Annotated in this window: 22 protein-coding genes; 6 read left to right on the forward strand and 16 right to left on the reverse strand. The window is 72.4% G+C overall.

The features are described from left to right. The first annotated feature begins 246 nt into the window (after nucleotides 1-246). Entirely contained in the window at nucleotides 247-1,266 is a 1,020-nt protein-coding gene (locus tag ACFW3L_RS08745) for a YgfZ/GcvT domain-containing protein (protein ID WP_378737953.1), read from the forward strand. Between the two features lie 60 nt (nucleotides 1,267-1,326). Here the strand turns inward: ACFW3L_RS08745 and ACFW3L_RS08750 are convergent, their stop codons facing one another. From ACFW3L_RS08750 to ACFW3L_RS08765, 4 genes are all read right to left on the reverse strand, one after another. After that, nucleotides 1,327-2,241, reverse strand: a complete 915-nt coding sequence (locus ACFW3L_RS08750) for an NADP-dependent oxidoreductase (protein WP_378738318.1) — start codon at nucleotides 2,239-2,241, stop codon at nucleotides 1,327-1,329. 123 nt (nucleotides 2,242-2,364) lie between these two features. Beyond that, nucleotides 2,365-3,078 (reverse strand): type 1 glutamine amidotransferase, encoded by a 714-nt coding sequence (locus ACFW3L_RS08755; protein ID WP_378737955.1) that lies wholly within the window; start codon nucleotides 3,076-3,078, stop codon nucleotides 2,365-2,367. A 13-nt stretch (nucleotides 3,079-3,091) separates the two neighbouring features. Further along, on the reverse strand, nucleotides 3,092-4,348 hold the full coding sequence (locus ACFW3L_RS08760; RefSeq protein WP_378737957.1) for a MurT ligase domain-containing protein: 1,257 nt from the start codon (nucleotides 4,346-4,348) through the stop codon (nucleotides 3,092-3,094). Nucleotides 4,349-4,434: 86 nt separating this feature from the next. Then, entirely contained in the window at nucleotides 4,435-6,663 is a 2,229-nt protein-coding gene (locus ACFW3L_RS08765; protein ID WP_378737959.1) for a hypothetical protein, read from the reverse strand. Nucleotides 6,664-7,029: 366 nt separating this feature from the next. On the opposite strand from ACFW3L_RS08765, the gene ACFW3L_RS08770 reads away from it, so the two are divergent. The 3 genes from ACFW3L_RS08770 to ACFW3L_RS08780 all read left to right on the forward strand — a co-directional run bounded on the left by ACFW3L_RS08770 (nucleotide 7,030) and on the right by ACFW3L_RS08780 (nucleotide 8,772). Continuing rightward, the gene (locus ACFW3L_RS08770; RefSeq protein ID WP_378737961.1) at nucleotides 7,030-7,575 is read left to right on the forward strand and encodes a hypothetical protein; all 546 of its coding nucleotides are present in this window, start codon (nucleotides 7,030-7,032) and stop codon (nucleotides 7,573-7,575) included. Nucleotides 7,576-7,590: 15 nt separating this feature from the next. Next, nucleotides 7,591-8,133: a hypothetical protein gene (locus tag ACFW3L_RS08775; protein ID WP_378737963.1), complete on the forward strand. Its 543-nt coding sequence runs from the start codon at nucleotides 7,591-7,593 to the stop codon at nucleotides 8,131-8,133. 117 nt (nucleotides 8,134-8,250) lie between these two features. After that, on the forward strand, nucleotides 8,251-8,772 hold the full coding sequence (locus tag ACFW3L_RS08780; protein ID WP_378737965.1) for a hypothetical protein: 522 nt from the start codon (nucleotides 8,251-8,253) through the stop codon (nucleotides 8,770-8,772). 78 nt (nucleotides 8,773-8,850) lie between these two features. On the opposite strand, the gene ACFW3L_RS08785 is transcribed toward ACFW3L_RS08780, so the two are convergent. From ACFW3L_RS08785 to ACFW3L_RS08810, 6 genes are all read right to left on the reverse strand, one after another. Beyond that, nucleotides 8,851-9,156, reverse strand: a complete 306-nt coding sequence (locus tag ACFW3L_RS08785; protein ID WP_378737967.1) for a DUF1416 domain-containing protein — start codon at nucleotides 9,154-9,156, stop codon at nucleotides 8,851-8,853. After that, complete coding sequence (locus ACFW3L_RS08790; protein ID WP_378737969.1) at nucleotides 9,153-9,998, reverse strand: sulfurtransferase; 846 nt, start codon at nucleotides 9,996-9,998, stop codon at nucleotides 9,153-9,155. The genes ACFW3L_RS08785 and ACFW3L_RS08790 overlap by 4 nt, the downstream gene beginning before the upstream one ends. A 372-nt stretch (nucleotides 9,999-10,370) precedes the next feature. After that, nucleotides 10,371-10,457 carry a putative leader peptide gene (locus ACFW3L_RS08795; protein ID WP_355267795.1) on the reverse strand — a complete coding sequence of 29 codons (87 nt, stop codon included), beginning with the start codon at nucleotides 10,455-10,457 and terminating at the stop codon, nucleotides 10,371-10,373. 113 nt (nucleotides 10,458-10,570) lie between these two features. Further along, nucleotides 10,571-10,894, reverse strand: a complete 324-nt coding sequence (locus ACFW3L_RS08800) for a TlpA family protein disulfide reductase (protein WP_378737971.1) — start codon at nucleotides 10,892-10,894, stop codon at nucleotides 10,571-10,573. Further along, on the reverse strand, nucleotides 10,894-11,592 hold the full coding sequence (locus ACFW3L_RS08805) for a DUF2993 domain-containing protein (protein WP_378737973.1): 699 nt from the start codon (nucleotides 11,590-11,592) through the stop codon (nucleotides 10,894-10,896). The genes ACFW3L_RS08800 and ACFW3L_RS08805 overlap by 1 nt, the downstream gene beginning before the upstream one ends. Nucleotides 11,593-11,834: 242 nt before the next feature. Continuing rightward, nucleotides 11,835-12,989: a putative quinol monooxygenase gene (locus ACFW3L_RS08810; RefSeq protein ID WP_378738321.1), complete on the reverse strand. Its 1,155-nt coding sequence runs from the start codon at nucleotides 12,987-12,989 to the stop codon at nucleotides 11,835-11,837. A gap of 241 nt (nucleotides 12,990-13,230) precedes the next feature. Here ACFW3L_RS08810 and ACFW3L_RS08815 point away from each other — a divergent pair, with 241 nt between their 5' ends. After that, nucleotides 13,231-14,037, forward strand: coding sequence for an HAD family hydrolase (locus ACFW3L_RS08815; RefSeq protein ID WP_378737975.1), 807 nt, complete (start codon nucleotides 13,231-13,233; stop codon nucleotides 14,035-14,037). 82 nt (nucleotides 14,038-14,119) lie between these two features. Here ACFW3L_RS08815 and ACFW3L_RS08820 read toward each other — a convergent pair whose 3' ends face one another. Beyond that, nucleotides 14,120-14,800 carry a hypothetical protein gene (locus ACFW3L_RS08820; protein WP_378737977.1) on the reverse strand — a complete coding sequence of 227 codons (681 nt, stop codon included), beginning with the start codon at nucleotides 14,798-14,800 and terminating at the stop codon, nucleotides 14,120-14,122. Between the two features lie 73 nt (nucleotides 14,801-14,873). On the opposite strand from ACFW3L_RS08820, the gene ACFW3L_RS08825 reads away from it, so the two are divergent. Beyond that, entirely contained in the window at nucleotides 14,874-14,999 is a 126-nt protein-coding gene (locus tag ACFW3L_RS08825; protein ID WP_378737979.1) for a hypothetical protein, read from the forward strand. 40 nt (nucleotides 15,000-15,039) lie between these two features. On the opposite strand, the gene ACFW3L_RS08830 is transcribed toward ACFW3L_RS08825, so the two are convergent. The 5 genes from ACFW3L_RS08830 to ACFW3L_RS08850 form a co-directional block, all read right to left on the reverse strand. Next, nucleotides 15,040-15,975, reverse strand: coding sequence for an NAD-dependent epimerase/dehydratase family protein (locus tag ACFW3L_RS08830; RefSeq protein ID WP_378737981.1), 936 nt, complete (start codon nucleotides 15,973-15,975; stop codon nucleotides 15,040-15,042). A 229-nt stretch (nucleotides 15,976-16,204) separates the two neighbouring features. Next, nucleotides 16,205-16,303 (reverse strand): 30S ribosomal protein bS22, encoded by a 99-nt coding sequence (locus ACFW3L_RS08835; RefSeq protein WP_013155353.1) that lies wholly within the window; start codon nucleotides 16,301-16,303, stop codon nucleotides 16,205-16,207. A 220-nt stretch (nucleotides 16,304-16,523) separates the two neighbouring features. After that, nucleotides 16,524-17,159, reverse strand: a complete 636-nt coding sequence (locus tag ACFW3L_RS08840) for a histidine phosphatase family protein (protein ID WP_378737983.1) — start codon at nucleotides 17,157-17,159, stop codon at nucleotides 16,524-16,526. Between the two features lie 31 nt (nucleotides 17,160-17,190). Then, complete coding sequence (gene hemL, locus ACFW3L_RS08845; RefSeq protein ID WP_378737985.1) at nucleotides 17,191-18,492, reverse strand: glutamate-1-semialdehyde 2,1-aminomutase; 1,302 nt, start codon at nucleotides 18,490-18,492, stop codon at nucleotides 17,191-17,193. Between the two features lie 253 nt (nucleotides 18,493-18,745). Then, nucleotides 18,746-19,408 (reverse strand): phosphatase PAP2 family protein, encoded by a 663-nt coding sequence (locus tag ACFW3L_RS08850; RefSeq protein WP_378737987.1) that lies wholly within the window; start codon nucleotides 19,406-19,408, stop codon nucleotides 18,746-18,748. Nucleotides 19,409-19,520 lie beyond the last annotated feature (112 nt).

Genomic DNA, 19,520 nt, shown 5'->3' on the forward strand with positions numbered 1-19,520 from the left:
GCAGCCCGGGGTTCGGGTGTCCGTCAGGTATTCGCGCGAACGACGTCGAGCGAACGCTCGGCGTCGCCCTAGCGGACGGCCACCTCGCCAGTCCTTGAATGAATCATCTCTCGGACCACCTCCTTTCCTGCGTGCTCCGAAGGTACGTCCCGTGGCCGGGGTGGGGCAAGTGATTTTCGGAGCTCCGTCCTCCCTGTTCAGAAGGGGTGCCGCGGGGCGTTTGGCGGGCCGGATAACCTCGGTTCCATGACTTCGCCGCTGCTGACCACACCGGGTGCCGTGAGCGCCGACAGCCCCGACTCCGACGTCGCCGCGCACTACGGCGACCCCTCCCACGAGGCCCGCGCGATGGAACGCTCCAGTGCCTGGGTCGACCGGAGCAACCGTGGCGTGGTGCGCGTGACCGGACCGGACCGCCTGAGCTGGCTCAACGACATCACCAGCCAGCTGACGCGGGACCTCGCCCCCGGTGTCGCCACCGAGGCCCTGGTCCTGGACACCCGGGGCCACCTGCGCCACCACCTGTCCCTGGTGGACGACGGTGCGGCGACGTGGATCCACACCGAACCCGGCGGCGGCCCGGCGCTCGCGGAGTTCCTGGACTCGATGGTGTTCACGCTGCGCGTGGAGGTCGAGGACCTCTCCGACGCGTTCTCCGTGCTGACCGTGCTGGGCCCGGAGCGCTCCCGGGTGGCGGCCGTGGCCGAGGGCGTGCTGAACCGCGCCGCCGAGGACCAGATCGACCTCCTCGTGCCCTCCGGCGACCTCGTGGCCGTCGCGGAGGGGCTCACCGCCGCCGGGGCCCGACCGGCGGGCATGTGGCCCTACGAGGCGCACCGGATCGCCGCGCACCGCGCCCGTCCGGGGCTGGACTCGGACGAGCGGTCCATCCCGCACGAGATGGACTGGATCGGCTCCGCCGTGCACCTGGAGAAGGGGTGCTACCCGGGCCAGGAGACGGTGGCGCGCGTGCACAACCTGGGCCGCCCGCCGCGCCGCCTGGTCATGCTGCACCTGGACGGCACCGTCGAGCGGCTGCCGAAGCTGGGGAGCGACATCGAGCTGGACGGGCGCAGGGTGGGCCGGGTCGGGACCTCCTCGCGCCACCACGAGCTGGGCCCGATCGCCCTGGGCCTGGTCAAGCGCACCGTCCCCGTCGACGCCGACCTGGTCGTGGACGGGATCGCCGCGGGCCAGGAGGTCGTCGTGGACCCGGACACCGGCGCCAACGCCGACCTCAGTGACTTCCGGGGCAGGCCCAGGTAGTCGGACGGAGGGGCCGCGGACCGGTACCGGTCCGCGGCCCCTCCGGAGTCCGCGCGGTCCTCAGACCGTGAGGACGATCTTGCCCCGCGTGCGGCCGGTCTGGTTCAGGCGCCAGGCCTCGGCCGCCTCCGCCAGCGGGAACTCACGGTCGACGTGCACCTTGAGCGCGCCCCCGTCCGCCAGGGCGGAGAGTTCCACCAGGTCGTCGTGGTCGGGCCGGACCCACACGTACTGCCCGCCGTCGGCGAGGACCCCGGGGTCGGCGATCGAGACCACTCGGTCCCGGTGGTCCGTGACCGGCAGGGCTGCCACCCCGCCGCCGACGAAGTCCAGGACCGCGTCCACGCCCTCGGGCGCGAGCGCCCGCACGCGTTCGGTGAGTCCGTCCCCGTAGGTCACCGGTTCCGCGCCCAGCGCTCGGAGGTGGTCGTGGTTGCGCTCGCTCGCCGTACCGATGACCCTGGCGCCCCGGGCGACCGCGATCTGCACCCCGAACGCCCCCACGCCGCCAGCGGCGGCGTGCACCAGCACCGTGTCACCGGAGCCCACCGAGACGCGCTTGAGGGACTGGAGGGCGGTCAGCCCGGCCAGGGGCACCCCGGCCGCCTCCTGCCAGTTCAACGAGGCGGGCTTGGGAGCGATGAGGCGCACGCTCGCGGAGACCAGTTCGGCGTAGGTGCCGTTCTTCGCCCAGTCCTTGCGGAGGTACCCGTAGACCTCGTCCCCTACGGCGTACTCCCCCGCGTCGAACCCGACGGCCTCGACCACACCGGACACGTCCCACCCCGGTACGAGCGGGAAGCCCGCCTCCATGACGGGGTCCAGGCCGCCCGTCGCGAGCTTCCAGTCCACCGGGTTCACCCCGGCCGCGCGCACGCGGATCAGGACCTCCCCAGGGGCGACCTTGGGATCGGGCAGGTCCACCAGGGCGAGGTCGTCGGCGGATCCGTACTGCTGTAGTGCTATTGCCTTCATGTCGGGTGACAAGGCGGTGACCGGAGGATTCATTCCGTCCGCACGCGACCGGGCCCGGTGGGGATTCCCACCGGGCCCGGTCGTGTGCGGCGCCGTGCTCCCGGGTACTGGCGCGCCAGGTTACTAGCGGAGCGCGGCGGCCAGGCGCTCGTCGTGCAGGCGCTCGCCCCAGGCCGGGGGGAGCGGGTCCAGCTGACCCACGCGCCAGCGCAGCAGGAGGTCGGCCAGCTGCGGGTTGCGCGGCAGTGCCGGGCCGTGCAGGTAGGTGCCCAGGATCTGGCCCTGGAAGGCGCCCTCGGTGTGGTCGTCGTTGCCGATCCCCTTCACCGTCGTGGACAACGGGCGGGCCTGCGGGCCGATCGCGGTGCGCCCCTGGTGGTTCTCGAAACCGGTGATCCGGCCGACGCCCAGTGCCGGGTCGACGTCGGCGACGATCTCCCCCACCGCGCGGGTCTGGCCCCGGGTGCTGCGGATGTCGAGGATGCCCACGCCCGGAAGCGGGTTGGCCTCGTCGTCGCCGTAGCTCTCACCGATGATCTGGTAGCCGGCGCAGACCGCGAACACGCAGGCGCCGCGCGCGGCGGCCCTGGCCAGCCCGCCGTCGGCGCGGAGCCGGTCGGCGGCCAGGATCTGCGGGCGGTCCTCGCCGCCGCCGAGCAGGTAGATGTCGCCCTGCTCGGGCACCGCGTCACTGGAGTGGACGTGCACGATCTCGGTGGGGATGCCGCGCAGTTCCGCGCGGCGCTTGAGGATCAGGACGTTGCCCTGGTCCCCGTAGGTGCTGAGCAGGTCGGGGTAGATCCACACGATCCGCAGGGCGCTGCTGGTGTTCGACATGGGTGTCTGTCTCCTACTGGACGCGGCCGTACGCCGTGCGGATCTGCTGGAAGGCTGTGTAGTTGGCGATGACGTCGACCTTGGTGATGTCGGGGCGCTCGGCCTTGAGCTTGGCCAGCACCTCGTCCACGCGGTCGGCGACCTCGAAGGGCACCTCGTCGGTCTCCAGGCGCAGCGCGAGGTCCGTCCGGCGCTCGCCCATGACGAACACCCTGCGGTCGCGCAGCACCGTGTAGTCGACGTCCCAGAGCCAGGAGGTGTCCTTGCCGTCGGGGATCTGGGCGTTCACGGCGAGGATCACGGGGACGCGGGGCGGGTCCAGGACCGCGAAGGACTCCAGCCAACCGGCCGGGTTCTTGGAGAGCAGCAGGCGGACCTCGACGCCCATGGTGACCACGGAGGTGTAGCGCCCGGCCACCGAGGTGACCTCGCGCAGCCGTTCGATGGTGCGCTCGGGGTGCATGCCGTAGCCGGCGGCCGTGGCGGCGGCGATCGCGGCGTTGGCGCGGTTCGCGTCACCGGGCAGGTTCATCCGGAGCTTGATCTGCTGACCGTCGGGGGCGACCAGCACGTCGTTGTCGTTGTCCACCGCCCAGGTGGCCCGGGGGCGCGACAGTCCGCACTCGGGGCACTCCCAGTGCGGGTCGACGTCGCGCTTGAGGTGACCGCCGCACTCGGGGCAGCACCAGGAGTCCTCCTTCCAGCGCTGCCCGGCCGACACCCAGGTGGCGTTCGGGGCGCCGAGCCCGGCCCAGGCCACGAGCGGGTCGTCGGCGTTGGCGATGACGTGGGTGTTGGTCTGCGCGAGGGCGGTCCGCCACTTCTTCGCGAGCAGGTTGATCTCGGAGGCGCGGTCCATCTGGTCGCGGCTCAGGTTCATCAGGACCACGAAGGAGGGGTTGGTGGCCTTGAGCACCTGCGGGAGGTACTTCTCGTCGACCTCCAGCACACCGTTGACCGCCGACTTGTTGTCGGACAGGGCGGTGATGTGCCCGGTGGGCATGTTCGCGCCGTACTCGTTGGTGGCGACGTCCCCGAACTCGCGCAGGGCCTGCGCGATGAGCCGGGTGGTGGTCGTCTTGCCGTTGGTGGCGCTGACCAGGGCCAGGCGACGTCCCTGGGCGAGCTTGGCGAGCAGGTCCGGCTCGACCTTGAGGGCGACGCGCCCACCGATGACGGAGCCGTCTCCGCGTCCGGTGGCCCTGGACAGGCTGGCTGCGCTCCTGCCCAGTACCGAGGCCAGTTGGGCGCGCAAGGGAAGCTCGCTCATCAATTCTCCACGATCGGTAGATCACCCGCACGAACGCGCTTCGGCGGCGGGCGATGTGTCGGGCCAAGCTTATTGTCCACCGAACCTCAGACCCGCCAGTCCAGACGCTCGGGCGGCGGCCCGAGGTTGGGCGGGACCTTCTCGGGGTCGGTGCCGCCCACGGTCCCGGCCGCCCCGACGGCGTCGCGGACGACGGATCCGCTGGTCGCCCCGGGGGTGTCGTCCGGAACGGCGCGGTCCGGTGGGAGGGCGCCCTTCGGCGCCGCGGTGGCTCCGGACGGCGCGGCGCCGCCCGTGGGCGACTCCCGGAGACGGCCGTCCCCGGTGCCGCGTCGGGGCACCGGCGCTCCCGTGGTGGCCCCGTCGCCACCACTCGGCCCAACGTTCCCGCTGGTCCCGGTGTTCCGGTTGTCGTCCACCGTCGCGAGGGTGGCCGTGGACAGGGTGAGGATACCCGGGTTGGTGTCGGCGAGGATCGGTCCGCCCGGCGTCAGGACGAGGGCGGCGGTGGACGGCAGCCCACGCAGGGACCGCGCGTCCAGTGCGAGGGGGCGCGATCCCGGCCCCTCGTCCTCGTCGGGCCGCACCGGGGTGTCGATCTCGGCGGCCTGGCTGGTGACCCGACCCCACACCGTGGTCGATCTCACATGGCGGACCAGGTCGAGGGGGGCGATCGCGGCCGTGGCGTTGCGGATCAGCGCCCCGGACTCGGTGTGCGGGGAGGGGAAGAGGAGGTCGTCGTCCTCCTCGTCCTCGGCCGGTTCCACCACCGTGCCGCCCACGGCCGCGCCGATCACCTCGGTGAGCCGGTGCACCTCCAGGTCCCGGGGGTCGGAGGCCGCGGCGGCCGCCGCCACCGCTCTCCCGACCTTCTCCGCGTCGCCGTCCAGGCCCATCACCACCGGAAGGCAGGCGGGGTCGGTGAAGCGCTCCAGGGCGGCGGGGACGGCGGTGCGGAAGAGCAGGACCACCTCCACCCCGCCCTCCGAGGCGGCGGCCAGGACCTGGTCCACCTCCTCGGCCGGGAGGGTCTCCGCTCCGCAGACGACCACGCTGCGGGTCCGTGACGGCCGGGCCCTCGGGCGGAGTCCGGTGACGGCGGGTTCCGGCGAGCGCGCCTCCAGGAGTTCGCTGAGCGCCGCCACGGCGTAGGTGCCGTAGACCCGGGCCGCGCCCTCCCCCGAGGCCCGGTCCGTGGAGATGATCTTGACCTGGGCGTAGGCCCCGTCGTCGGCCCGGGTGCCCACGGCCTCGAAGGGGCTGAGCCGGTTCTCCAGCGTCCAGGCCCGTTCGCGTACCCCCGGATCGTCGGCGCACCGCTCGCGCACCCGGGCCCGCTCCTCCTCGGAGAGCAGGGCCAGGGCGGCGTCGTCCTCGGCCGTGTCGTCCTCGGGGGTGACCAGGGCACGCAGTCCGCCGATGAGCCGGGCGACGCCCACGTCCGGGCCGAGCACCTCCAGCAGGCGCAGCAGCAGGGTCTCGTCCGCGTCGGCGTCCTCCAGCCGCCCGGAGGCGGCGGCCGCCGCCGAGAGCACCCGGGCCCGCTGCCCGGCGTCCAGGTTGGTGCCCAGGGTCATCCTGGGCAGGTCGGCCGGGAGGACCCAGTGCCGGGGCCCCACCGCGCAGCGGCGGGCCAGCCGGACCAGTTCGCTGGTGACCGAACGCCCGGTGAGGTCCACGACGGTGAGGTCGCCGCCCTCGCGGAGCCGGGAGATCCCGACCGTGGTGAGCAGTGCCGACCATCCGGCGTCACCGCCGCCGACCACGAGGACCGACGACACGCCCGGGGGCACGGTCACGCCGTACCAGCGCGGTTGGGCCTCGTAGGCGCGTGCGGCGGCCTGCCACTCGGTGTACCGGCGCGCGTGGGCGCGCTGCTGGTCGTGCAGGGCCCGCTCCCGTGCGGCCCGTTCCTCCGCCAGGCGCGCCTGCGCGCGTTCGAGCCGGGTGGCCATCACCTGCCTGCTCTGGAGCAGCGCGAAGACCAGCGGCGCCGCGATCGCCGCGCAGGCGCACACCCCGCCCAGGGCCAGGCTTCCGGGAAGGATCCTCAGGGTCCACAGCAGCGGGCAGAGCAGGGCGAACAGCCCGAGCCCGGCCAGGGCGTAGTGGAGCGGCCGGTTGGTCTGGGCCTCGCTGTCGAACTGTCCGGCGACCCACTCCTGGCTCAGGGTCTCCGCGTCCCCGGGCGCGGGGCGGCGCGGGGCCGGTCCCGGCGGCGGCAGCACGACCCTGTGCCGCCAGCCGAGGTAGGTGCGTCCCGCCGCATCTCGGGGCGTGCTGGCCGCGGCCGCCGACGACCGTGGTGTGGGCACCGTCCGAACACCTCCTCACCGGCGGGGGGAGTACCGCCGGGATTCCTTCACGCGGGGGTTCCGGCCAGGGGTCGGAGGTCGGGGCTGGGGGCCCGCGCCCGGCGTGCTTGCCACGGGCCGTGCGCCTTCGCGGGGGGACGTCGGGGGCGTCCGGACCCTCCGGAGAACACGAACCGTGACCTTCAGTGAATCAGGGCTGCCCACCGCTTTCCAGTCCCCGTCCCCACCTGTGGACAACCGCCACCGCCCCACCGGGAGGAACCCGCTCGAAGCGTCGCCCTACGCGAGGGGCGGATGTTTCCGACGCCAGGACGGGGCAGGGAACAGGGGGACCGAGGAACCAGCGATCGGTTCCGCACCAAGGAGGTGGCCCCCGTTCCGGAACAGCTCGCGGCTCCGCCTCCCCTGGCGTTCACGACGGCGACCGGCCTGCTACTCGCCTCTCTGGTCGCGTGCCTGGTCATGGCCCGCAGGTGGAGGCGGCGGCACCAACCGCCGTCCGAACGGGCATCCACCGACCGGGCCCTGACCTGCGAGGAGCGCCGTTCCGTCGCACCGTACCTCCGTTCCGGCCGGTCCGCACCCGACCCCGAACGGGCCCGGCGGACGGTCGCCGCCGCGCGGGAGCTCCGGAGGGGGTGGGAGAACCCGTGGAACCAGTGCGGATTCCTCCTGTACCTCACCTGGTTGGCCCTGACCGTCGGGCACATGGTGTGGAGCGGGACCGCGTCCTCGGGAGCCCTGGCCGTCTTCCTTCCCGTGCTGGCGCTGCTGGCCGTGGTCTTCGTGGTGAGACGGCGCCGGGTCCTCGGTCGGACCCGCCAGTCGGAGCGGGCCAACGCGGCCCTCGCCGCCCTCGCGAAGGCCCCGGAGCGCCCACCCGGCGGGGACGGGCTCCGCAAGCCCTACTGACGAAGGTGGTCGAACGTGCCGGACACGCTGCTGAGGGCGTTACCCCTGGTCCTCGTCGTCGTCTTCCTGTCAGCGCTCCTGTACACCCTGGCGCGCTCACGTCGATGGCGACGCGAGCACGGGGCGTCGAAGCCGCCGCTCGTGGACCCCGAGCTGACCCGGTTCGGGACGCCCTTCTCCCCGACGCGGGTCCGGGCGGCCCGCCTGGTGCGGGAGGGGTGCGTCGCCGACGACCCCGCCACGGCGTACGTCGTCGTCCTGCTCGCGGAGCGGGAGCTCGGAACACCCGAGGACCCGTGGCGGTCACGCTCCCTGGCGCTGTTGCTCCTGGTTCAGCTCCAGCTGGTCCTCTCACAACTGATCAACCGGGGAGCCGGAACGCTCTTCATCCTTCTGGCCCTGGCCCTGCTCGTGGGGTGCACGGTGGCCTTGGGCTGGCTGGGCGAACGGAGCGCGCGGAGACGGCGGGAACGGGTCGAACGCGCGCTGCGCCTCAACCGCGCCCCGGCCGCCGGGTTCCACGGGGCCCGGAGGGCTCAGGGGGAGGAACCGACATAATGGTGGTGGCCTCGCGCCCGGGGTTCCGGGAGGGGCCGCCTGGGCCGCCCTCCCCCACCCCCGTCACGCGCGCCCCGCCCAGGTGCTTCCGGGCGTGGCGGTCGACGAGGAGTCCCCATGGTCGGCCAGGCACTCGTGGTGCAGGTGATCGCGCTGGTGTTCCAGAGCGCCGGAGCGGTCTCACTGATCCTGGCCCTGCTCTGGAACCGCCGACGGGGACGGTTCGGCTGGAGCGAACGCGCTCGGGCCCGCCTGGCGCCCGGGTCGGCGGAGCGGCGCCGGGTCCGCCCCTTCCTTCGCGACGGGACGGCTGCCCCCGACCCCGAGCTGGCCCGTCTCACCGTGAGAGTGGCCGAACACCGTGTGCGTTCGCTGGAGAACCCGTGGCAGGTCCCGGGCACGAGCCTGTTCGCGATGGGGGCCGGACTCTTCGCGTTCGCCCAGTTCCATTCCGCCTACGGATTCGGCCCCCTCGCCTGGTGGGGGCTGGCCCTGTGCGCGCTCGCGGTCAACGGTCCCCTGGTCCGGCGCATCGCGCTCGACCGGGCGCGACGGGCCCTGGCGGCCAACCGGGAGCTGGCGGAGCCGCACGCGGACTCCGAGGAGCCCCCGGAGCACACCGGGGCCCGGGAGCGCTGAGGCGGGCGCGACGGCGCGGCGCCGGTGCCGGACGAGGTGAGTCGTCCGGCACCGGCGCCGCGCGCGGTGGTCCTGCTGTCAGGCCTCGACCTGGACGTCGATGACCTTGCCGACCTCGGCCGTCACCGTGTACTCGCCGGTGAAGCCCTGGGAGGCCAGGACCCGCAGCTTCCACTCGCCGTCGGCGGCGAAGAAGCGGAAGGTGCCCTCGTCACCGGTGGCCACCTCCCCGACGAAGTCGTCGGAGGAGTTCAGCAGACGGGCGTAGGCGCCACGCAGGGGCTGACCCTCACGGGTGACCGTGCCCTGGATGACCGCCTGGTTGCCCGCGTCGACGTCGGCCAGGGCCACGCCGCCCTCGGGTGCTCCGCAGCTGTCGCTCACTTGGCCTCAGCCTCTCCGAGCTCGACCGGGACGCCCACCAGGGAGCCGTACTCGGTCCAGGAGCCGTCGTAGTTCTTGACGTTCTCCAGTCCGACGATCTCGTGCAGGGCGAACCAGGTGTGCGAGGAGCGCTCGCCGATCCTGCAGTACGCGATGATGTCCTTGTCGAGGTCCACCCCGGCCTCGGTGTACAGCTCGCGCAGCTCGTCGGCGGTCTTGAAGGTGCCGTCCTCGTTGGCGGTCTTGGCCCACGGGATGTTGCGCGCGGTCGGGATGTGCCCCGGGCGCTGCGAGGTCTCCTGCGGCAGGTGCGCGGGGGCCAGCAGCTTGCCGGTGAACTCGTCGGGCGAGCGGACGTCGACCAGGTCCTTGGTACCGATGGCCTCGACGACCTCGTCGCGGAAGGCGCGGATCGAGGAGTCCTGCTCCTGGGCCTTGTACTCGGTGGCGGCCCGCTCCGGGACCTCCTCCACGAGCTCGCGGGAGTCGAGCTCCCACTTCTTGCGGCCGCCGTCGAGCAGGCGGACGTTGTCGTGGCCGTAGAGCTTGAAGTACCAGTACGCGTAGGCGGCGAACCAGTTGTTGTTGCCGCCGTACAGGATGACCTGGTCGTCGTTGCCGATGCCCTTGGCGGACAGCAGCTTCTCGAAGCCGGTGCGGTCCACGAAGTCGCGGCGGACCGGGTCCTGGAGGTCCGTCTTCCAGTCGATCTTGACAGCGCCGGGGATGTGGCCCTTGTCGTAGGCGGACGTGTCCTCGTCCACCTCGACCAGGACGACGTTGGCGTCGTCCAGGTGAGCCTCCACCCAAGCGGCGTCCACGAGGACGTCGGAGCGGCTCATGAGGAACCTCCTGTGCTTTCTGTGCGGTGTCGCGTGTGCGGTCGGTGCGTCGCGTTCCGGGGGCGCGGTGCCCGGAACAGGGGTTTCGGGGCGGCCTCCCCGCCCCCGACGGCCACCGAAACATCCACCGGTGGCGCGGAAGGGCGCGGGAGAGGCACTACGCGTGGGAAAGGGCGGTCGCGGCGGTGGCGAGCCGTTCCGGGTACGACGGAGGATGTTCCCGGGGTCACCGACGGTGGCGACGGAGGGGAGGGAACCGTCGGGTGTGGTCGGGGTCCGGGGCGAACGACGGGTGAACGCCGTCGTTCCCAGCGCGTACGCGGAAGGGGCCGGTCGCACGGAGCGAGCGGGGGCTCGGAGGGCCCGTCCGCCCTAGGGACACGGACAGAGCGCGGCAGCGACGCGGCAGAAGTCCACCGCTCGTCGCTTCGTCAGATACGCGCTCGTCAAGGAAGTCACGTCCTAGACGCTACAGGCCGCACCGCGACCTTGTCACGGGTGTCCTGGATCACAGGACGGGCGTCCCAGGATGTGGGACGCCCGGAGCGGTGGCGGCGTCGCGGGGACGCCCGTCAGAGCACGGCCTCGCCCAGGGCGGCGATCACGTCGGCCTTGCGGGGCTGCCCCCCGGCCCGGCGGACCACCCGGCCGCCGGTGTCCAGCACGAACACCGTGGGGGTCCCGTGGACCTCCAGCCGACGTACGAGGTCCAGCCGGGACTCGGCGTCGACCTCCACGTGCGCCACCCCCTCGACCATGCCCGCCACGTCCTCCAGGACACGGCGGGTGGCGCGGCAGGGCTGGCAGAAGGCGCTGGAGAACTGCACGAGGGTGGCCCTCGCGCCCAGCTCGGCACCGAGATCGTCGGGGCCGAGCGTCTCCGCCGCCGGGGTCATCAGACGGCCTCGGAGCCCATCAGGGGAACGTCGTTGCCGGTGCCGGTGATCTTGAGGCCGTTGGAGGTGGCCTCCATCTCCTTGGCGGTCAGGCCGAAGGGCAGCTCGGGCACCTGCGCGCTGAAGGTCAGCATGGTCGAGACCATGGCGTCCACGTTGAGGGGGACGTCCGCCACCTCGATGTCGACCGGGGTGACGTGCAGGGTGTCGCCGTCGACGCTGAACTCCCCGGCGCTGGAGACGGAGACGCTCCGGCCCAGCTCGGGCACGGCCAGCTCGCCGTTGATGCGGGGCTCGCCGTTCTCGGTGGTGATGGTCATGCCCTCGGGCAGGTACGGGTTGAAGTAGGCGTAGGGCACCACGAAGGAACCGTCCACCTGGCCCGCGGTCACCGTGGGCTGGTCCATGAGGTCGCTCAGGGGCGCCTCGACGTCGGAGGCGGTGGCCTCGATCTTCTCCACCGTCACGCCGCCCATCGTGGCGCTGTCGGCCTCGATGTTGACCTCGGTGTACGTGCCGCTGATCACCTGGGGGAGGAAGGCCCACCCCTCGATGGACACGTCCGGGTCCTCGGACATCTCCATCTGGTCGGCCAGACGCCCGGCCAGGGTGCTCTGCGCGAACGAACGCGCTCCGACGTCCGCCACCACGACGAGCGCGGCGAGCAGGATCAGGAAGACGACAAGGAACTTACGCATCGGGGCTCCCAGCAACTTTCTTTGGCTCCGGCGCGGCTCTCGGCTGGGTCATCCGGCCGGTCTCGGTCACACGCCATCGGCGCCCGACGGGCACCGGTCATGAAAAACCTGTAGGGAAGGGTACTTCACCCGAGGTGGGACGCGGGGCGCCCGGAGTTGGTTGCGTCCGGGGCGTCGGCGCGGGCGGCACGGGGTCCCCCCGGATCGTGCCGGAGGGATCGACGACGGCGTGGAACGCCTGGTCAGCGGGGCATCAGCAGCGCTGCGAGGCCGTCCGTGGCGGCGGCGCCCGAGAGGGAGAGCTCGATCACGTTGGTGGCCACCACGTGCCCGGAGAGGCGCCGTGTGAACTCCATGACGTGCGGCTGCTGCTCGTGCTCGGACTGGGCGAGTTCGTCCCGGTAGATCGCGTAGACGATGCGCTGCAGGGGTGCGCTGGGAACGGTGTGCGAGGCGAACAGCAGGGTGTCCGGTTCCCGTTTGGAGACCTCGGCCACGACGGCGTTGGCGAGCTGGTCGAACCCGCCGCCCTGGCCGTCGGCGAGCGTGTAGATCGTGATGACGCCGCGGAGCTTGCTGGGCGGGGTGGCGGGCGCGCCCTCGTAGAGGTCGTCGTAGTTCTCGGCGTTGCGGCGTTTGCGGCGCACGGGCTCCTCCTGGGGCTCGTCGTCGAGTTCGTCTTCGTCGTCGTACTCGTCGTCGTAGTAGTCGTCGTACTCGTCGTCGTAGGGGTCGCGGCGCGGCTTGGCGGCCAGCGCCCCGGCACCCCAGAGGGAGGAGACGGCACCGAGGACCAGCAGCGGACCGAGGACGCCCAGCCCCATGCGTCCGACCACGACGGAGAGGAGCACGGCGAGCGCGACCAGACCCAGCACGGCCAGGTCGCTCCGGCCGGGGCCCCGGAGTCCGCGGCGCGCCACGGCGACGACCGCGAGGACGAGGAGGACGGCGACGAAGCCCTGCACGCCGTTGACGAGCGCGCGAGGGATGAGGTCGTAGTGCTCTCCCAGCGGGGGGAAGGCCGCGTCGAACCGGCCGCTGATGCGGTCGACGCTGAGCACCACCAGGGGAACGATGGTCAGGGCGGTGACGAAGAGGCGCGCGGCGAAGCGGCCGTTGGGTGAACGGACCGCGAACTCCAGGGCGCCCCAGGCCGCGTAGAGCGGGGCCAGGAGGCTGACACCGATGTGGAACAGACGGAAGGTGACCTGTCCGAAGTCGAAGAGCACCCCGATGACCGCCGCGCTGAGGCCGACCGTCACCCCCAGGGACGCGACCAGCCAGGCGATCGCGGAGACACTGGGACGGCGTTGGGCATACGCGGTCAGCGCGGCGGTGGCGCTCCAGCCCACCAACGCGCTGATGAATGTCAGTCCTACCGTGACCATCCCGACCATGATGCTGCACCGCAAAGGGTGGATGTGCACCGCGTGCACCTTCGGCGGCACGGTGACCGGGAAGATCCCGCAGAGTGGAGGCCAGAACCCCGATCTACACTGTGACCTTCATCACCAGGTTTGACGCCCTCGCCCTGTCGCGGCTCGGCACCCGTGGGTGGTCATAAGCTCGCAGTACGCGGGGAAGCGCCACCCCGGACATCCGGAGGGCTGCCTCCCCCACCACAGCCAGGAGAGAACCGTGTCACACGACGCCGTTTCCCCGAAACCGGTCGGCCCCGGAGCCGCGTTCTTCGACGTGGACAACACGCTCATGCGAGGCGCGTCGATCTACCACTTCGCCCGCGGCCTGGCCTCCAGGGACCTCTTCACCACCCGGGACCTCATGCGGTTCGCGTGGGGGCAGACGGTGTTCCGGGTGACCGGCAGCGAGCAGCCGGAACACATCAACGCCGCGCGCGAGGCGGCCCTGGCCTTCGTCGCCGGTCACGGGGTCGAGGACCTGGTCACCCTGTGCGAGGAGATCTACGACGACACCATGGCCGACCGCATCTGGGAGGGCACGCGCGCGCTCGTGCAGGAGCACCTGGACGCGGGCCGACCGGTGTGGCTGGTCACCGCGACCCCGGTGGAGCTGGCCCAGATCATCCGTCGCCGTCTGGGACTGACCGGGGCGCTGGGCACCGAGGCCGAGTGCGTCGACGGCGTCTACACGGGCCGGCTGAACGGCGATCTCATGCACGGCCCGGCCAAGGCCGTGGCGGTGCGCGCGCTGGCCGACAAGGAGGGGTGGGACCTGGCGGCCTGCTCGGCCTACAGCGACTCCTCGAACGACCTGCCGCTGTTGTCGTTGGTCGGCGACCCCCACGCGGTCAACCCGGACGGCGACCTGCGCCGTTACGCGCGCACCCACGAGTGGCCGGTGCACGACTTCCGCAAGCACCGGGCGGCGCTGAAGGTGGCCGTTCCCGCCGCCGTGGCGGGCGCCGTGGCCGGCGCGGTGGCCGTACGCGCCGTCAGACACCGCAGAGCGCTCAGTCTGCGCTGAGCACGCCGGAAGCCGGGTCCGTACCCCTGGGAGTGCGCTGGCACGCGACAGAGGCGCACGGGCGCTCACGGGCGCACCGCCGTCAGCGCCGTCGGTAGAACACGGGCAGGGCGCTCATGCCCTCGCCCCGCAGGGCCGCGCGGACCCTCGTGCGGAAGCTCGGCCTGACGAGTTGGGTGAGCAGGAAGCGCACCGGCCCGCCGGGCAGGCGTACGTGGTTGACGAGCGCGTAGGGCGACTCGTCCAGCGGCTGGAGCAGGGTGGAGTTGTCCACCCCCGCCTTGTCGACGTACCAGCGGGCCAGGTCCTCCCAGACCGCGACGGCCCGCTCGGGGTCCGGGGCCGTGAAGTGGTTGAGCAGGTACGTGGCCGAGGGGTCGTCGCCGGTGACACCGATACGGCGGATGTTGCGCGCGGTCATCAGCGGCTCGCCGTCCAGCTGGCGGTAGGCGTCGGAGCCCAGCACGTCCGCCAGCCGGTCGGGGGACGCCACCGTGACGAGCAGGACGACGTCGTGGCCCGGAGCGCCCTCCAGCGGCGGCATGAGCACGGCCTCGTAGACCGTGGTCGCGACCACCGCGGGCAGCTCCTCCAGCTCGTCGGCGAGCACCCGGAACCGCGCCAGCGCGCGTTCCCGCTCCTTGTCGCGCCGGACGAGGGCGCCGTGTGCGGGAGGCGCCACGCGCGCGCCGACGTACAGGTAACCGTAGGGATGGGGTTCGAGGAAATCCGTCCGGTCCGGCTCCGGGCTGTTCCTGGGCATGGCGCCTCTCCTCCGTCGGTCGGGGCGGGGAGCCCCGTCACGGTGCCTGCCACCGAGCCTAACCGCGACGTCGGTGGAGACCCTGGTGGCGGCGCGGGCCGCGCCGCTACGGCGCGCGACGGAACGACTGCCCGAGCGGGACCGTGCGGGGTTCGCGGCCGGGCCGCGGGCCTGGGCCGACGAGATGCGCGACCGGTGAGCCACGGGGCCGCCACCGGCCCGGGGTGACGCGGGGGAGGCTACCGGCCCAGAGTGGCGCGGGCCAGGGCCAGCACGTGGATCGGACGGAGCCCGGATCCCCGGTGCGCACCGCCCCGGCTGTGCGCGTAGGACTCGAAGGCCTCGATGGAGCTGTAGGAGGGCACCCAGTCCAGGGCCCGGCACAGCGGCGCGGGGTCCAGGCGCGGGGCGTTCAGCCCCCCGCGCACCGCGCGGGCGGAGCTGGAGCTGGCGTAGTCGATCCGGCCGTGCCTGGCGACACCGCGCAGCACCCTGAGGCCGCGTGCGGGGACCGGGAGGCGCTGGCCGCCGACGCGGCGCAGGCAGTCGGAGAGCGGGACCGTGTCGGCCCCGGAGACGTCGAAGAAGCCGGTCTCGTCGCTCAGCGCCATGCGGACGAGGGCCTCGGCTCCGTCGTCCTCGTGCAGGAACTGCACGCGCGGGTCGCGGCCCATGACGGTGGGCACGACACGGGAGTCCATGTAACGGGTGAGTGGGGTGTCCACGGAGGGACCGATGAGGTTGGCGAACCTCAGGACGGCCACGGACAGGTCCGGGCGGCGGCGCTGGAGGCCACGGGTGTGCCGTTCGACCTCGGCCGCGTCGTCGGCGTCCAGGGTGGCGCTGGAGCGCACCACCAGCCGCCGGACGGTGGAGGAGCGCTGGGCGGCGCCCAGGACCCGCATGGTCCCCAGGAGGTTGTCCTCGCGGTTGGGGTCGTTCGCGGTGTCCAGGCCCAGGTGCAGGACCAGTTCGGCGCCGGACTCGGCGACGATGCGGTCCAGGCTGCCGTCGTGCAGGTCGACGTGCTGGTACTCGACCCCCGTGGTGCCGCTCGGCGGAGGAGCGGAGTCCGCGCCGATCACCCGGTGCACACCGGGTCCCTGGCTCAGGGTCTGGGCGACCCCGGCAGCGAGGGGGCTGGAGACCCCGGTGACGAGTACGACACGAGCCATGGAGACACGTTCCTTGGAAGGAGACGGTGGTGGTCCGGATGGGCCACGAACCGCTCACCCCCGTCGGAGGCAAACCGGTGAGGATGACCCATGGGTCACAACAGTGGTACACCCGGAAAATTCCGTTCCCCGGCCGACGCCGGGCAAGGGAAGTGAAGTGTCTCCGCGTCCGGGGCGTGCCAACGGCCCGCCCGCGCCCGCGGAGAGACGACCTACGTCGCGAACGCTCCTACTTCTTGTTGCGACGCGCCACACGCGTGCGCTTGAGCAGCTTGCGGTGCTTCTTCTTCGCCATCCGCTTGCGGCGCTTCTTGATGACGGAACCCATGGGATCACCTTCTCGCTGACGAGTGAGTACGGACATGCCGAACCACTGGTGACGAACACCTGCTGGCTCGGATGCGGTTGCTGGGCTCGCCCGGGCACACGCGCGCGCAGCGCGGGTGGCCGGTGCGACCGGGGCGGGCCCCGGGGAGGACGACGGTCACTGGTACACACGTCTACCGCACCCGTGGGCCCAGCTTACCGCTACGGGCAACCCGGGCGGATCACGCCCCGGGAAGAGACGGACCCTCGCCGTAGAGGACGGCGGCCGGTTCGGCGTAGCTGACACTGGCCAGTCGCTGATCCGCGAAGGTCAGCGACGTGACACTGGCGAGGTTACATTCCCGCAGGTCCGGCCGGTGCCACAGGCGCCTGCCCTCGGCGGCCCGGCGGGACATCCAGATCGGGAGCTGGTGGCTGACGCACACGGCCTCACGTCCCCAGGCGGCCCGTCGGACGACCTTGATGACCTCGACCATCCGGTTGACGATGTCCTGGTACGGCTCGCCCCACGAGGGCCGGAAGGGGTTGTACAGGCGCCTGAGCACCTGCGGGTCGCGCGCCGACTTGGAGGACAGCGCCATCCCCTCGAACTTGTTGGCCGCCTCGATGAGCCGGTCGTCCAGGGTCACCGGGAGGTCGAACGCCTTCTGGAGCGGGACGGCGGTCTCCTGGGTACGGTCCAGCGGCGACGAGTACAGGGCGGCGATGTCGTGGCCCTCGAACCAGTCGGCGGCCATCTCCGCCATCCGCTGCCCCTGGTCGCTCAGGTGGTAGTCGGGGAGTCGGCCGTAGAGGACCTTCTCGGGGTTGTACACCTCACCGTGCCGGAGCAGGTGGACGACGGTGGTCGTGGTCATGGTGGAGGATCCTTCCGAGGTGCGGGTCGGGTCAGCCCTGGGACTGGGCCTGTGCCGCGGCCCGGGCGGCCGCGGGCAGGGCGTCGATCACCCTGCCGACGGCGGCCTCGTCGTGCGCGGAGGAGAAGAACCACGCCTCGAACGCGGCGGGCGGCAGGTAGACGCCCTGTTCGAGCATGGAGTGGAAGAACGCGGCGAACACCTTGGTGTCCGTCGTGCGGGCGCTGTCGAAGTCGGTGACCTCGCGGTCGGTGAAGAAGACCGTGAACAGGTTGCCGCCGCCCTGGATGCGGTGGGTCACGCCCTCGGCGGCGAGCGCCTTGGAGATCTCGCTCTCGACCTGGGCGGAGACCCGGTCGATGTGCGCGTAGACCTCGGGTGTGGCGCCCCGCAGCGTGGCCAGGCCCGCCGCCGTGGCCAGCGGGTTCCCGGAGAGCGTCCCCGCCTGGTACACGGGGCCGTTCGGGGCGAGGCGGTCCATGATCTCGGCGCGTCCGCCGAAGGCCGCGGCGGGCAGGCCGCCGCCCATGACCTTGCCGAAGGTCATGAGGTCGGGGGTCACGCCCTCCAGGCCGAACCAGCCGGAGGCGCTGACGCGGAAGCCGGTGAGGACCTCGTCGAGGACCAGCAGGGCCCCGTGGGCGTGCGCGATCTCCTTGAGGCGGGCGTTGAACCCGGCCCTGGGCGGGACCACGCCCATGTTGGCGGGGCAGGCCTCCGCGATGACGCAGGCGATCTCGTCGCCGTGCTCGGCGAAGGCCCGCTCCACGGCCTCGACGTCGTTGTAGGGGAGCACCAGGGTGTCGGCGGCGCTGGCTCCGGTGACCCCCGGGGAGTCCGGCAGGGCGAACGTGGCCAGGCCGGAACCGGCGGCGGCCAGGAGGGCGTCGACGTGGCCGTGGTAGTTGCCCGCGAACTTGATGATCTTGCTGCGCCCGGTGAACCCGCGCGCGAGGCGGATCGCGGACATGGTGGCCTCGGTCCCGGAGTTGACCAGGCGGACCTTCTCCACGGGGGTGCGCTCGACGATCAGCTCCGCGAGCTCGACCTCACCGGGGGTCGGGGCGCCGTAGGAGGTCCCGGCCGCGACGGCGCCGTGGAGGGCCTCGACCACGCTCGGGGCGGCGTGCCCGAGGACGAGCGGCCCCCACGAGCAGACGAGGTCGACGTACTGGCGACCGTCGGAGTCCGTGAGGTAGGGGCCTTCGCCCTTGACGAAGAACGGCGGGGTGCCGCCGACCGCCCCGAAGGCGCGCACGGGCGAGTTCACGCCGCCGGGAACGACGGCGGCCGCCCGCTGGAAGAGCTCTGCTGAAGTCTGTTGAGTACCCACCTCACCAGTGTGTCAGCTGCGCTCTCCCCCGTGACCGTGACCCGCCCCGCAACGCTCGCGGCCCCCTCCGGTACCGGTCGTGGCACGCCCTCAGTCCCGCAGGAGCACCCGCACCAGCCGGTGGACGCCGGTCCCCCACGCCGAGGGCGGCCACCGTTGAGAGGGGTCTCACCCGCCGTCCGGCCCGATTCCACCCCCGGACGCACGTGTGCCCCGCCGGGGGGACGGGGCACACGTGGAGGGGGAGGAAGGGTCAGGCGTCGCTGTGGGCGTTCTCGCGGGTCCGCTCGGCCTGGGGGCCGTGGGCCGCGTCCTCGGTGAGCAGCAGGGGGCGCAGGTGGTCGTTCTGGGCCAGTTTGTCGACGACGGCGGTCATCGGGCGGGCGGCCAGCAGGGAGACCAGGGTGGCGACGAGGGCGCCGACCAGGAGGCCCACGGTCACGTCGTGGGGGTAGTGGGCGCCGACGAAGACCCGGGAGAAGGCCTCCAGGACGGCGAAGACGGCCGCGACGACGGCGAAGCGGCGCCAGGCGACGATCACGGCGGCGGCCGCGGCACCGGCGATGGCGGCGTGGTTGCTCGGGAAGGACCAGTCACCGATCGGGTCGCACGTGGCGATGGTGTTCAGGTCCGTCATGGCCTGGCAGGGGCGCAGCTGTTCGAAGAACGACTTGATGGTCCGGCTGACCGCGTAGGCGATGACCGTGGCGACCGGCGCGAAGAGGGCCAGGCCGACCAGGCGCGAGCTGACGGACCGCGCGCGCCACCAGGCCATGAGGAAGAGGATCGCGAACACACCGAGGAACAGGTCGGTGCCCCATTCCGCGGCCGTCTGCATCCAGGGGTCGAGCCCGTCGGCGAACTCGATCACGGACCGTGACCAGGAAGCGCTGACGGCGAAGATGTCGGAGACCATCTCTCTCCAGGGGTCGTACGGGGAGGAGAGTCGCCCTGACGGCAGGGGGAAGACGGGGCGACGGCCCGGTGACGGGACTCCCACGAGCGAATGACGGGAAGGTCCTTATCCT

Source organism: Nocardiopsis sp. NPDC058789 (genome assembly GCF_042745575.1).
Lineage (GTDB): Bacteria > Actinomycetota > Actinomycetes > Streptosporangiales > Streptosporangiaceae > Nocardiopsis > Nocardiopsis eucommiae.

Excerpts from the sequence above, each read along its gene's own strand:
- ACFW3L_RS08745 (WP_378737953.1), top strand. The coding sequence starts at position 247 with ATGACTTCGCCGCTGCTGACCACACCGGGTGCCGTGAGCGCCGACAGC.
- ACFW3L_RS08750 (WP_378738318.1), bottom strand. The coding sequence starts at position 2,241 with ATGAAGGCAATAGCACTACAGCAGTACGGATCCGCCGACGACCTCGCC.
- ACFW3L_RS08755 (WP_378737955.1), bottom strand. The coding sequence starts at position 3,078 with ATGTCGAACACCAGCAGCGCCCTGCGGATCGTGTGGATCTACCCCGAC.
- ACFW3L_RS08760 (WP_378737957.1), bottom strand. The coding sequence starts at position 4,348 with ATGAGCGAGCTTCCCTTGCGCGCCCAACTGGCCTCGGTACTGGGCAGG.
- ACFW3L_RS08780 (WP_378737965.1), top strand. The coding sequence starts at position 8,251 with ATGGTCGGCCAGGCACTCGTGGTGCAGGTGATCGCGCTGGTGTTCCAG.
- ACFW3L_RS08790 (WP_378737969.1), bottom strand. The coding sequence starts at position 9,998 with ATGAGCCGCTCCGACGTCCTCGTGGACGCCGCTTGGGTGGAGGCTCAC.
- ACFW3L_RS08800 (WP_378737971.1), bottom strand. The coding sequence starts at position 10,894 with ATGACCCCGGCGGCGGAGACGCTCGGCCCCGACGATCTCGGTGCCGAG.
- ACFW3L_RS08805 (WP_378737973.1), bottom strand. The coding sequence starts at position 11,592 with ATGCGTAAGTTCCTTGTCGTCTTCCTGATCCTGCTCGCCGCGCTCGTC.
- ACFW3L_RS08810 (WP_378738321.1), bottom strand. The coding sequence starts at position 12,989 with ATGGTCGGGATGGTCACGGTAGGACTGACATTCATCAGCGCGTTGGTG.
- ACFW3L_RS08820 (WP_378737977.1), bottom strand. The coding sequence starts at position 14,800 with ATGCCCAGGAACAGCCCGGAGCCGGACCGGACGGATTTCCTCGAACCC.
- ACFW3L_RS08830 (WP_378737981.1), bottom strand. The coding sequence starts at position 15,975 with ATGGCTCGTGTCGTACTCGTCACCGGGGTCTCCAGCCCCCTCGCTGCC.
- ACFW3L_RS08835 (WP_013155353.1), bottom strand. The coding sequence starts at position 16,303 with ATGGGTTCCGTCATCAAGAAGCGCCGCAAGCGGATGGCGAAGAAGAAG.
- ACFW3L_RS08840 (WP_378737983.1), bottom strand. The coding sequence starts at position 17,159 with ATGACCACGACCACCGTCGTCCACCTGCTCCGGCACGGTGAGGTGTAC.
- ACFW3L_RS08850 (WP_378737987.1), bottom strand. The coding sequence starts at position 19,408 with ATGGTCTCCGACATCTTCGCCGTCAGCGCTTCCTGGTCACGGTCCGTG.